Genomic DNA, 10020 nt, shown 5'->3' with positions numbered 1-10020 from the left:
CAGGGCGTGGGCGGTGGCGCGGCCGATGCCGCGCCTGGAGCCGCCGCCGGTGACGACGGCGGTCAGGTCGGAGACGGGCATGCCTCCATCCTGCGGCGTCCGGAGGCCGGGGATCAAGCGGCCGGAGCGGCTCGGCCCGACTTCGGGAAAGCCTCTTGAACGACGCTGACAGGGCTGGCCGCGGGCGCGGTGACGGGCGTGGCGCTGAGCCGGCCGATGACGACGTACGGCAGCGGGGATCCGGCCACGATCGCCGTGCCGTGGCCGTTCCTGGCCGCCGTGGTGGTGGGGCTGCCCGCGCTGGCGACCGTGGCGGCGCTGTTCAACCGGACCCGGCTGCCCCTCGCCCGCCGGCTCGTGTGACGGCATCCTGGATCGGACAGCGGCCGGGAGGGAGCCGGGGATGACCGGGAGCTACGAGGTGAGGGTGCTCGACGTCGCCGCCCGCCCGACGGCCGTGGTGGCGGCGGCGACCACGTGGCAGGAGTTCCCCGGGTTGTGGGGCGGCTCCTGGACGAGGTGTGGGCGTGCCTGCGGGCGAGCGGGGTGGAGCGCGGCTGCCCGAACGTCATGCTCTACCTGGACGACGTCCCGCACGTCGAGGTGGGGGTCGAGCTGGCGCGGCCGTGCCCGCTGACCGGGCGGGTCGTCACGTCGGCCCTGCCGGCGGGACGGGTGGCGACCACCGTGCACCGGGGGCCGTACGCGGGGGTGGCCGGGGTTCGCGCAGGTCGCTGCCATGATGGGTCTCCCTTCCCGACAGATCGGAGACCACCGTGCGCATCGCACTCGCCGGGCTCGCCACCAGCCACCCGTACACCGACGCCCTCACCCTGGCCCGCCACGCCGAGCTGGTCGTGTGGGAGCCGGACCCGGAGCGGCTGAGGCGGTTCACCGGCGAGCATCCGGCGGTGAAGGTCGCCGGCAGCCTGGAGGAGGCGCTGGCCGGCTCGCCCGACGGCGTGGTGCTCACGGTGCCGAACCCGCGGGTGCCCCAGGCGCTGGCCAGGGTGCTGGAGACGGGGGCGGCGTGCTTCGTCAACAAGCCCGCCGCCGCCAGCCGGGCCCAGCTCCTGGAGCTGGACCGGCTGCCGATCCACGACCGGGTGCTGTCCAGCTCGGTGCTGCGGTTCGCGCCCGCGTTCAGGAGGGCCGGGGTCGATCGGGGCGACGTGCTGGCGGTGCGCGCCACCGTACGGCATGACGTGGGGATGTGGGCGGACGGCTACAACGCCTGGCAGGACACGCCCGGGGAGGGCGGCGGGACGATGGTCACCATGGGCATCCACGGCGTGGAGCTGCTGGTGGCGCTGCTCGGCGGCGACGTGCGGCTGGCGGGGGCGGCCGGGGCGAGACGGCACTACACGACGCTGCGCTCCGAGGACAGCGGGGTGATGGCGCTGCGCTGGGACGACGGCATCACCGGGACGGTCGAGATCCTCGGCGTGTCGGAGAGCGAGTCGTACACGGTGACCGTGCACAGGCGCGGCTCCACCGACTCGATCGTGATCGAGGGCGGCGACGACCCGGTGAAGGGGCTCGGCTACGAGGGGACGATCGAGGCGTTCCTCGCCATGGTGGGCGGGGCGCCCAGCCCGGTGCCGTGGAAGGAGACCAGGGCCGTCCTCGACGTGCTCGTCTCCGCCCGCGAGAGCGTCACCCCGGAGCGCGTTTCCGCACGCGGGAGCGGCTGAGCGCGGCGCTGCCCGTTGACAGCCCAAGTATCGGCCAGTTACGGTCTGGACCGTAAATAGAAGGGAGGCCGTGTGCGGACCACGGCGGAACTCGAGGAGCGGCTGGCCCGGCCCACCACCGGCCTGGCCGGCGACCTGAACGGGCTCGACGGCGACATCCTCGTCCTCGGCGCCGGCGGCAAGCTCGGCCCGAGCCTGGTACGGCTGGCCCTGAACGCCGTCCGGGACAGCGGCAAGAAGATCATCGCGGTGTCCCGCTTCTCGGAGCCGGGCCTGGCGCGGGCGCTCCTGGACGAGGGCGCCACCGTGGTGGCCGCCGACCTGGCCGACGAGCGGGCCCTGCGCGAGCTGCCGGACGCGGCCAACGTGGTGTTCCTGGTGGGCGCCAAGTTCGGCACGCAGGGCCGCGAGCACGCCACCTGGTTCACCAACGCCTACCTGCCGGGCCGCGTGGCCGAGCGGTACGCCGGCAGCAGGATCGCCGCGCTGTCCACCGGGAACGTCTACCCGCTCGTCCCGGTCACCAGCGGCGGCAGCACCGAGGACTCCCCCGTCGGGCCCGTCGGCGACTACGCCATGAGCTGCCTGGGCCGCGAGCGCGTGCTGACCCACTTCGCCGAGCGCGACGGCACGCCCATGTCGCTGATCCGGCTCAACTACGCGGTCGAGCTGCGCTACGGCGTGCTCGTCGACCTGGCGCAGAAGGTGCTGGCCGGCGAGCCCGTCGACCTGGCCACGGGCCAGGTGAACGTGGTCTGGCAGGGCTACGCCAACGAGGTGACGCTCCGGTCGCTGACGCTGGCCGGCGTGCCGCCGTACGTGCTCAACGTCACCGGCCCCGAGCTGGTCTCGGTGCGGCAGGCGGCGCTGGCGCTGGGCGCGGCGCTCGGCAAGGAGCCGGTGTTCACCGGCGAGGAGGCGCCGACGGCGCTGCTGTCGAACGCCTCCCTGTGCCACCGGCTGTTCGGCTATCCCGGGGTGACGCCCGCCGAGCTGATCGAGCACACCGCGCGCTGGGTCGCCGACGGCGGGCCGCTGCTCGGCAGGCCGACCAAGTTCGAACGCCGCGACGGACGTTTCTGACCCGCGCCATGTTCCCGACCCGACACCTCGACCACACAGGGGGACCACACGTGCTCAGCACGGCTCCAGAGGCGCACACGCCCGTACGCGACCTGTTCCGGCGCGGTCTGGTGATCCCGGCGCACCCGCTGGCCCTGACCGAGGACAGGAGGCTGGACGAGCGCCGCCAGCGCGCGCTGACGCGCTACTACGTCGAGGCCGGGGCGGGCGGGCTGGCGGTGGGGGTGCACACGACGCAGTTCGCCATCCACGGCACCGGCCTGCTGCCGCCCGTCCTGGAGCTGGCCGCGGTGACGGCCCGGGAGGCCGGGCGTGCGGCCGAGCGGGAGGTGGTGCTGGTGGCGGGCGCCACCGGGCCGACCGCGCAGGCCGTGGCGGAGGCGGAGCTGGCCAGGTCGCTCGGGTACCACATGGTGCTGCTCAGCCCGTACCGGGAGCTGGACGAGGACGGGCTGATCGAGCGGGCCCGCGCCGTGGGCGACGTGCTGCCGGTGATCGGCTTCTACCTGCAGCCGGCGGTGGGCGGGCGGCCGCTGTCCAGGGACTTCTGGACGCGGCTGGCCGGGATCGAGTCCGTGGTCGGGGTGAAGGTCGCGCCGTTCGACCGGTACCGCACCCTCGACGTGCTGCACGGCGTCGTACGGGCGGGCCGGGCCGGCGAGGTGGCCCTGTACACGGGCAACGACGACCACATCCTGGCCGACCTGATCACCCCGCACCGCGTCGTGGTGGACGGCCGGGAGGTGGAGGTGGAGTTCGTCGGCGGGCTGCTCGGCCAGTGGGCGGTCTGGGTGCGGCGGGCCGTGGAGCTGCTGGAGGAGGCCGCGCTGGCCCGCTCGGGCGACGACGCGGCGGTGCGGCGGCTGCTGCGCCTCGACGGCCACCTGACCGACGCCAACGCGGCCATCTTCGACTCCGCCAACGGCTTCCGGGGGTGCATCCCGGGCATCCACGAGGTGCTGCGCCGCCAGGGGCTGCTGGCCGGCCGCTGGTGCCTCGACCCGGCCGAGGAGCTGTCGCCAGGACAGCTCGCGGAGATCGACCGGATCTGGGCGGCCTATCCATGGCTGCGCGACGACGACTTCGTGGCCGAGGGGGTGGAGCGGTGGCTCTCCTAGCGGGGGTTGCCGGCGGGCTACAGGGTGAGGCGGTAGAGGGTCAGCGGCCGGCCGCTGGATCCGCTGGTCAGGTTCCCCGTACGCTCGGCGAGCCCGGCCAGCTCCAGCCGGTGCAGCATCCGCCGGGCGGTGCGCTGCTGGACGGCGAGCCGTTCGGCGATCTCGCGGGTGGTCAGCGCGTCGCCGCCGGCCGCGTCGCGGGCCTCCAGCAGCTTCTCCAGGGTGGGCACCGACAGGCCGACGCGGCGGGCGATCACCGACAGGTTCTGCTCCCCGGCGTGCGCGCCGGGCTCCGACTCCAGGACGATGTCGGTGTCGGCGCGCAGTGACAGCACGGCGGCCACGTCGCCGATGCGCCGGGCCCTGGCCAGCGCCCGGCGGGCCAGGCTCTCGGCCTCGGCGGCGCTGCGGCCGAGGCCGAACCCGACCCGCACCACGCTGCTGTGCCCGGCCAGCCTGGCCAGCATGGGCAGCCCGGTGAAGCCGCCGGTGGCGTCGTACAGGGGGCCGCGGGTGGTCACCAGCAGGTGGGTGCCGCCGCGGAAGGCGGCCAGCGTGCCGCCCAGCGCCGCGGCCTCACGCGGCAGGCCCTCCTCGCCGTCGGCCTCCACCAGGCCGATCGCGATCTGCGCGTCCTCCTGGGCCTGGCCCTCGGCGGCCAGCAGGAGCTGGCGCAGCGCGACGCGCACGGAGTGGACGGACGGCGCCAGGCGCAGCACGTGCAGTTCCCCGCGCAGCGCCTCGTGCACGGAGCTGAGGCAGGTGATCACGGGGTGGGCGGGGCCGCGGCTGTGGAAGGCGATCACCTTCTTGGAGGTGGTCTCCGGCCGGTACCCGAGCGTGCGCAGGTCGCCGGTGGGCAGGCCGGCCTCGGAGAAGGTGGCGATGACGTCGGCCGGGGCGATGGTGTCGATGGACAGGCGGGTGATGTCGTGGCCCTCGTGCTGCAGCCGTACCAGGGCGCTGAGCAGCGTCGCGCCCGAGTAGTCGACGAACGCGGCCGGGCGGGACAGCAGGTCGGCGTCGCGGGCCAGCATGTACGGCACGATGCCGGTGAACAGCCAGCCCTCGACCGCCGTCGCGTGCGCCTCGACGATGGCCGGGGCCTGCGACTCGTGGTCGTAGTCGAGCCGGAGCGCGCTCACGCCGGGCTGCTCCTCGCAGGTGGCCGCGACGTCGTCGACGAGATCGTGCGGGCCGACGACTCCGATGACAATCCCCACCCACGCCTCCTTGTACCTTCTCCTGATTACGGCCTAGACCGAAAGGGTAGCTCGTGACCCCGCACTTTCCCAACCTGCACTTTCCCGGCCCGCACTTTCCCGGCCCGCACTTTCCCGGCCCGCACTTTCCCAGCATGGCGGAGCCGGCGGGGCGGACCCTCGGTGACGAGGAGACGGCGGCGCTGGAGCGGGTGATCCGCTCCGGCATGCTCAGCTCCGTGTGGGGGACCGAGGCGCGGGCGCTCGAACGCGAGGTCGGCGAGATGTACGGCTCCCGATTCGCGATCGCGTGCAGCTCCGGCACCGCGGCCCTCCACCTGTCTGTCGTGGCGGCGGCGCCGGATCCCGGGGACGAGATCATCACGACGCCGATCACGGACTTCGGGACCGTGGCCCCCATCTTGGCGCAGAACGCCGTTCCTGTCTTCGCCGACGTCGATCCGCGCGACGGCAACCTCGACCCGGACGCGGTGGCCGAGCTGGTCGGGCCGCGGACGCGGGCGATCATGGCGGTGCACCTGTTCGGCTCGCCCGCCCGGGTCGCCGAGCTGCGCGCGCTGGCCGACGAGCACGGCCTGACGCTGATCGAGGACTGCGCCCAGGCGTGGCTGAGCGAGCTGCCGGACGGCCGGTACGCGGGCGCCGCCGGCCACGTGGCCACCCTGAGCCTGCAGCAGTGGAAGCACATCACCTGCGGCGACGGCGGCCTGGCCCTGACCGATGACGAGGAGCTGGCCCGGCGGATGCGGCTGTTCGCGGACAAGGGCTGGGACCGGGCCGCCGGCCGTTCGCACGAGAGCCTGGGCCTGAACTACCGGATGACCGAGCTGCAGGCCGCGGTGGCGCGGGCGCAGCTCGTCAAGCTGCCCGGGGTGGTGGGGTCGAGGCGCCGCACGGCCGGGCTGCTCGTCGAGGCGCTGCGCGGCCTGGAGTCCGTACGGGCCGGGGAGATCGTGCTCCCCCGCCCGCCCGGGCACGCGTGGTGGCTCTTCCCGCTCGTGCTGCCCGGCGGCGACGCGCCCGCCCTGGCGGCGCACCTGAGCGCGGCCGGGGTTCCGGCACGGGCCGGTTATCTGCAGGAGCCGCTCAACCGGGCTCCGTTGTGGGGCAGGCCCGTTTACGGCGCGTCGCAGTACCCTCTGGAGGACTACCGCCCGGCCCCGTGCCCCGAGGCCGAGCGCCTGGTGAGCAGCACCCTCCTGACCATCGACTGGAACGAGCACTACACGTCCGAGCACGTGACGGCCATAGCGGACGCCGTCGCCGGCTACCCCGGCAGGCCCTAGTCACGTTCATGTATCAGCCATTGACCGGGCTCCGCCCCGCTCAATAGATTTCGGTCAGGACCGGTATTCAGGAAAGGAAGCCGCGAATGAGGAAAGCAGCGGCAGCCGGGCTCGCGACGGCCCTGAGCGTCGTGATCGCCGGGTGCGGATCCGGTGGCTCGGGGTCGGACAAGAGCACCGTGACCCTCTGGATGTACCCCGTGATCGCGGACCAGGCCAAGCACAAGGCCTTCTGGGACAAGGTCGAGAAGGACTTCGAGGCCAAGAACCCCGCGATCGACGTCAAGATCGACCAGCAGCCCTGGGACGGCCGCCAGGAGAAGGTCACCACGGCGCTGGCCTCCAAGAAGGGGTTCGACCTGGTCGTGCTCGGCCCGGACCAGATCCCCCAGTACGCCCAGCAGGGCACGCTGGAGGCGGTGGACGACGTGGTCGCCGCCGACAAGGCCAGCTACCTGCCCAGCTCGCTCACGGCGCTGTCGGTGGGCGGCAAGCTCTACGGCGTGCCGATCTACCAGACCATCACCGCCCCCATCTACAACAAGAAGCTGTTCGCCGAGGCGGGCGTCACGAAGGTCCCCGAGACGCTGGCCGAGCTGAAGGAGGCCGCGCCCAAACTGGCCGCCAAGAAGGTCGCCGTCCTGGACTACCCCGGCAAGCCCGAGGTGACGCTGAACCAGAGCTTCTACCCGATCCTGTGGGCGAACGGCGGCTCCGTCTTCGCCCCCGACGGCAAGAGCGTGACCGTCAACAACCAGGTCGGGATCGACAGCCTGCAGTTCCTGCTCGACCTGAAGGCCGTCGGCGGACTGCCGGAGAACGCCGCCAGCAAGACCAGCGACATCGAGGGCGGCACCATGGCGGCCGGCAAGACCGCCATGTACCACGCCGCCACGGCGCTGCAGGCCGACCAGCTCGGCGCCGCCATCGGCGCCGACAACGTGGGCATCGGCCTGCCGCTCCAGGGCGTCAAGCGGGTCGCGTTCGGCATCCCGGGCGGCCTGGTCCTGGCCAAGCACTCCGAGGTCAAGGAGGCGGCCAGGAAGTTCGCCGGTTACGTCGCCTCGCCCGAGGTGGCCGGGCCGCTGGCCAAGGAGTCCGGCTTCTTCTCCGCGCGCACCGACGTGACGATCCCCGGCCAGACGGCGACGTCCAAGGAGTTCGCCAAGTCGCTGGAGTTCGCCTTCCCCGGCGACGCCCATCCCAAGGCCCGCCAGGTGATGGCGATGGTCGCGGCGCACGTGCAGGCGGCGCTGATCGGCAAGGAGGACGCCAAGACCGCCATGGACGCCGCCGCCAAGGAGGCGAACGAACTGCTGGCCAGCGGAGGCTGACCCCCTACCAGGAAAGGTGAACCCGCGTGCGCCTGCGTGACCCCATCACGGGCCTGCTGTTCGTCCTGCCCATGCTCGTGCTGTTCCTGATCTTCCGGATCTTCCCGACGCTCGGGGTGGCCGGCATGAGCCTGACGAACTGGAACATCGGCGGCGACTGGAACTTCGTCGGCGCCGACAACTACGCCCGGCTGGTGAACGACGCCAACTTCTGGTCCAGCCTCCGGGTCACGCTGGTGTACACGGCCATCTACGTGCCGCTGGTGGTGCTGGTCTCGCTCGGCTCGGCGCTGCTGCTGAACTCGGTGGTCTTCATGCGCGGGCTGTTCCGCGGCATCCTGTTCCTGCCGTACGTGACCAGCTTCGTCTTCGCCGGGATCATCTGGCGCTGGATCTACGAGTTCGACGGGCTGATCAACGGCGTGCTGGCGAAGGCGGACGTGGCGCCGGTGGCCTTCATGGAACGCTCGGAGCTGGTGCTGCCCGCGCTGGCCGTCGTCTCCTGCTGGAAGGGCTTCGGCTACTCGATGCTGATCCTGCTGGCCGGGCTGAAGGCCATCCCGGGCTCCTACCTGGAGGCGGCCCGGGTGGACGGGGCCAGCGCCTGGCAGCGGCTGCGCTCCATCACGCTGCCGCTGCTCAAGCCGGCGCTGTTCTTCGTGCTGGTGATCGAGACGATCAGCTCGTTCCAGGTCTTCGACACGATCTATGTGATGACCGGCGGCGGGCCCGCCAAGGCCAGCTACACCCTCATCTACGGCATCTTCGAGCGCGGCTTCCGCTTCTGGGAGTTCGGCTACGCGGCCACGTGGGGGATGGTGCTGTTCGCCGTCGTCCTGGTCGTCTCGCTGATCCAGCGCCGTTTCGTCGGCAAGGAGAACACATGACGCTGACGGCCACGCGCCCGGCCGCCCGCGCCGGCCGGCGGCAGCCCGCTCCCCCGCCCCGGCGCGGCGGGACGTGGGCGCGGTACGCGCTGCTCGCGGTCATGGCGCTGCTGACCCTGGGGCCGTTCATCGCGATGCTGATCGTGGCGCTGTCACCCCGGGGCAAGCCCACGGTGCCGGCGCGCTGGCCCGAGTCGCTCACCTTCGACAACATCGCGCAGGTCCTGAACGCCTCCGGCTTCGGCCAATGGACGCTCAACTCGCTGATCTACTCGGCCGTCTCCGTGGTGATCATCCTGCTGACGTCGTCGATGGCCGGGTACGCCTTCGCCAAGAAGCGCTTCCCCGGCCGCGACACCATCCTGTGGACGTTCCTGGCCACCATGATGGTGCCGTTCCAGGCGATGCTCATCCCGCTGTACGTGCTGGTCTCCGACTTCGGCGGGGCCGACACGTTCTGGGGGCTGATCGTGCCGACGCTGGCCAACTCCCAGGCGGTCTTCCTGATGCGCCAGTTCATCCTGGGGCTGCCGGACGAGCTGTTCGACGCCGCCAAGGTGGACGGGGCCTCGGAGCTGCGCGTCTACTGGACGATCGTGGTGCCGCTGACCAAGCCCATCCTGGCCACGCTGGGCGTGTTCGTCTTCCTGTGGCACTGGAACGACTTCCTGTGGCCGCTGGTGATCTCGCAGAGCGACGCCACGCGCACGCTGACCGTGGGGCTGACGGTCCTGAAGACGGAGGAGCTGCAGTGGTCGACGCTGATGTCGTCCGCGGCCGTGTCGGCGGTGCCGTGCCTGCTGGTGTTCTTCCTGTTGCAGCGTTACCTGGTCAACAGCATCGCGATGACGGGGCTGAAGTGACCGGCCGGGACTGAACGCCCTACGCTTGTCGCCCGGACCGGCCTGTCGGGTGAGGGGAGCCTGGATGGACGCGCTGGACGCGCCGATCGACCCGCGGGCGGCGGAGCTGCGCGATCGCCTGCGGGGCGCGCTGATCGCCGCCGCCGCGACGCCGATGACCCCGGCGGGCGAGGTGGACCTCGACGTCGCCGAGGCCTACTTCGGCCGGCTGGCCGCCTCGGGCTGCGGCGGCCTGGCCGTCCTGGCGCACACCGGGCGGGGGCCGTTCCTGGCGGCGGACGTGCGGGCGGCGGTGATCGAGCGGGCCCGGCGCACGGGCGTCCCGGTCATCGTCGGCGTCGGCGGCGGCCTGAGGGGCGGCACAGCGGGCGGCGCAGCGGACGACACAGCGGGCGGCACAGCAAGCGGCACAGCGGACGACACAGCGGGCGGCTCCTCCGGCGGCTCGGTGGGCGCCTCCCCTGCGGAGGCGGCGGCGTCCGAGGCGCGGGTGGCGGCGGAGCTGGGGGCGGACGCCGTGCTGGTCTTCCCC

Annotated in this window: 10 protein-coding genes and 1 pseudogene; 9 read left to right on the top strand and 2 right to left on the bottom strand. The window is 72.6% G+C overall.

Annotated elements, in window-relative coordinates:
* The first annotated feature begins 198 nt into the window (after positions 1-198).
* Positions 199-363 carry a hypothetical protein gene (locus tag KME77_RS17330; RefSeq protein ID WP_219468494.1) on the top strand — a complete coding sequence of 55 codons (165 nt, stop codon included), beginning with the start codon at positions 199-201 and terminating at the stop codon, positions 361-363.
* Positions 364-414: 51 nt separating this feature from the next.
* Here KME77_RS17330 and KME77_RS17325 read toward each other — a convergent pair whose 3' ends face one another.
* Complete coding sequence (locus tag KME77_RS17325) at positions 415-741, bottom strand: hypothetical protein (protein ID WP_219468491.1); 327 nt, start codon at positions 739-741, stop codon at positions 415-417.
* Positions 742-776: 35 nt separating this feature from the next.
* On the opposite strand from KME77_RS17325, the gene KME77_RS30335 reads away from it, so the two are divergent.
* The 3 genes from KME77_RS30335 to KME77_RS17310 all read left to right on the top strand — a co-directional run bounded on the left by KME77_RS30335 (position 777) and on the right by KME77_RS17310 (position 3895).
* Positions 777-1694, top strand: a complete 918-nt coding sequence (locus KME77_RS30335) for a Gfo/Idh/MocA family protein (protein WP_219468489.1) — start codon at positions 777-779, stop codon at positions 1692-1694.
* Positions 1695-1766: 72 nt separating this feature from the next.
* The gene (locus KME77_RS17315) at positions 1767-2777 is read left to right on the top strand and encodes an NAD-dependent epimerase/dehydratase family protein (protein ID WP_219468486.1); all 1011 of its coding nucleotides are present in this window, start codon (positions 1767-1769) and stop codon (positions 2775-2777) included.
* Positions 2778-2827: 50 nt separating this feature from the next.
* Positions 2828-3895 (top strand): dihydrodipicolinate synthase family protein, encoded by a 1068-nt coding sequence (locus tag KME77_RS17310; protein WP_219468483.1) that lies wholly within the window; start codon positions 2828-2830, stop codon positions 3893-3895.
* A gap of 17 nt (positions 3896-3912) precedes the next feature.
* Here the strand turns inward: KME77_RS17310 and KME77_RS17305 are convergent, their stop codons facing one another.
* The gene (locus tag KME77_RS17305) at positions 3913-5118 is read right to left on the bottom strand and encodes a hypothetical protein (RefSeq protein ID WP_246609971.1); all 1206 of its coding nucleotides are present in this window, start codon (positions 5116-5118) and stop codon (positions 3913-3915) included.
* A gap of 134 nt (positions 5119-5252) precedes the next feature.
* Between KME77_RS17305 and KME77_RS17300 the strand changes: the two genes are divergently transcribed.
* The 5 genes and pseudogenes from KME77_RS17300 to KME77_RS17280 form a co-directional block, all read left to right on the top strand.
* A complete protein-coding gene (locus KME77_RS17300) occupies positions 5253-6404 on the top strand; it encodes a DegT/DnrJ/EryC1/StrS family aminotransferase (RefSeq protein WP_219468481.1) in 1152 nt (383 codons plus the stop codon).
* A gap of 86 nt (positions 6405-6490) precedes the next feature.
* On the top strand, positions 6491-7738 hold the full coding sequence (locus KME77_RS17295; RefSeq protein WP_219468477.1) for an ABC transporter substrate-binding protein: 1248 nt from the start codon (positions 6491-6493) through the stop codon (positions 7736-7738).
* A 26-nt stretch (positions 7739-7764) separates the two neighbouring features.
* Entirely contained in the window at positions 7765-8625 is an 861-nt protein-coding gene (locus KME77_RS17290; protein ID WP_308250738.1) for a carbohydrate ABC transporter permease, read from the top strand.
* Positions 8622-9488, top strand: a complete 867-nt coding sequence (locus tag KME77_RS17285; RefSeq protein WP_219468474.1) for a carbohydrate ABC transporter permease — start codon at positions 8622-8624, stop codon at positions 9486-9488. The genes KME77_RS17290 and KME77_RS17285 overlap by 4 nt, the downstream gene beginning before the upstream one ends.
* A 64-nt stretch (positions 9489-9552) precedes the next feature.
* Positions 9553-10020: pseudogene (locus KME77_RS17280) on the top strand (hypothetical protein); the annotation flags it as partial.

The organism is Nonomuraea rhizosphaerae (assembly GCF_019396405.1).
Lineage (GTDB): Bacteria > Actinomycetota > Actinomycetes > Streptosporangiales > Streptosporangiaceae > Nonomuraea > Nonomuraea rhizosphaerae.
Note: the sequence above shows the minus strand (reverse complement) of the source record. Positions and strands in the feature narration are given on the sequence as shown.

Coding starts and splice junctions, on each gene's coding strand:
- KME77_RS17295 (WP_219468477.1), top strand. CDS start 6,491: ATGAGGAAAGCAGCGGCAGCCGGGCTCGCGACGGCCCTGAGCGTCGTG.
- KME77_RS17300 (WP_219468481.1), top strand. CDS start 5,253: ATGGCGGAGCCGGCGGGGCGGACCCTCGGTGACGAGGAGACGGCGGCG.
- KME77_RS17325 (WP_219468491.1), bottom strand. CDS start 741: ATGGCAGCGACCTGCGCGAACCCCGGCCACCCCCGCGTACGGCCCCCG.
- KME77_RS17285 (WP_219468474.1), top strand. CDS start 8,622: ATGACGCTGACGGCCACGCGCCCGGCCGCCCGCGCCGGCCGGCGGCAG.